This window comes from Ferruginibacter sp., from assembly GCF_031430955.1.
GTDB lineage: Bacteria > Bacteroidota > Bacteroidia > Chitinophagales > Chitinophagaceae > Ferruginibacter.
The window spans coordinates 1-1,534 of sequence record NZ_JANPCM010000092.1; the positions used below are offsets into that span (position 1 = coordinate 1).

The window sequence follows — 1,534 nt, forward strand, 5'->3', positions numbered from 1 at the left end:
TCTCTATTGAGCAAATTATGAAATTTTAAATTAACTTCAATTAGAATAATTATTGCCCCCTCCTTTTGACGCCTCCGCCTTGGATTTCTATGATAAAAATATCAAAATCAGATACTCACTCCACCACCAACCTCCAACCCAACTTATTATACCCCTCGCTTCCTCCCACACATTCGCATTTGCAAAACGTATTGCATATACAGCAGCAGTGGCAAGATACTTTATCGTTGGTTTGGGTATTTTTATTTTGTGTGGCAGCACTAATTTTTGTTCAGTAAAATAAAACTGGTGCGTAAATGGCAAGTAATCTAAGTTTTTTTGGCTAGCGGCCTTTTAAAGAAGTACAAGGCTTGCCATATTATTCCACTCTAGCACTGGCATTACTATATGCAAATTTTGTTACAGACAAATTTGTAATAACCTCTTGCAAACTATTTTCTTTCTCCATCAATTTTTGCAAAAGCATAAGTTGATTAGAAGCTCTTACAAAATTATGCCCCTCGTATTTGGAGCCATAATACACATCATCGTTAATATAATCGGTAAGAAAACGAATGGCCTGCATATAGATCATAAACTTTCCGGCATAAACAAAATGATTTTTTTCTTCGGTACTCAGTTCATCTTTTAGCTGGCAAAGATAACCTTCTGCAATGGCAGCAAAATAATTATCCCGTATTACTATTTTTGAAAAATCTTTTTCTTCTTCACTTACCGGGCTTAAATAAGTACGCAGCATATCACCCACATCGCTGATAAAATATCCGGGCATTAAAGTATCTAAATCAATTACACATAAACCTTTATTATTGTCATCAAAAAGTACATTGCTGATTTTTGTATCGTGGTGGGTAACCCTTATTTTAAAATTTGTATTTAATTTTATTTTTTCGAAAATAGCAGCAATAGATTTATTGGCGATGATGGTATCTATTAATTTAGCTGATTGCTTAATCCTGTCAGCATTACCATTTAATAATGCCAGTTCAAATTGCTGGTAACGCAGCGTAAGGTTATGAAAATCGACAAGTGTTATTTTTAATTGGGTTGCATCAAAGCCTGCTAACAACTTGGTAAATTTTCCAAATTGTGCCGCTGCTTCATAAGCCTCCAGCGGTTCTTTTACCACATCAATAGTGTGAGAGTTTTCTACAAACGGACTCAGGCGGAAATAGCCATGCTCTTCATCAAAAAAAATATCCTCTTTATAAATGGATTTTACCGGCATTACAAATAAATAATGTGGATAATGCTGGCGAAGATACCTTGCAGTTATATCAATATTATAAGCGATAGCTCCGGGGTCTTTGAATATCTGATCATTAATTCTTTGGAGAATAAATGTGTTGTTGCCATTTTTAATTTTCCATGTATGGTTAATCAGCCCCGAGCCAAAAGTCACAGCTTTATTTATATTTTCGTTAAGGCCAAATGCATTAAATACTTTTTGCAGCATAAAAGTAAAAATACAGAAAATCGTCCAAGACTTAGATGTTGAGCAGTACAGTTTTAATTAACTTTGCTTTTTTAAAAT

The 1,534-nt window shown here is 34.2% G+C and carries 1 protein-coding gene; it reads right to left on the reverse strand.

Features of this window, described 5'->3' with window-relative positions; translation table 11 throughout:
- Positions 1-358: 358 nt before the first annotated feature.
- Positions 359-1,456 (reverse strand): phosphotransferase enzyme family protein, encoded by a 1,098-nt coding sequence (locus ACY65O_RS02585; protein ID WP_462219290.1) that lies wholly within the window; start codon positions 1,454-1,456, stop codon positions 359-361.
- Positions 1,457-1,534 lie beyond the last annotated feature (78 nt).

What these genes read in the sequence shown, in the direction of transcription:
- ACY65O_RS02585 (WP_462219290.1), bottom strand. Translation starts at nt 1,456, where the DNA reads ATGCTGCAAAAAGTATTTAATGCATTTGGCCTTAACGAAAATATAAAT.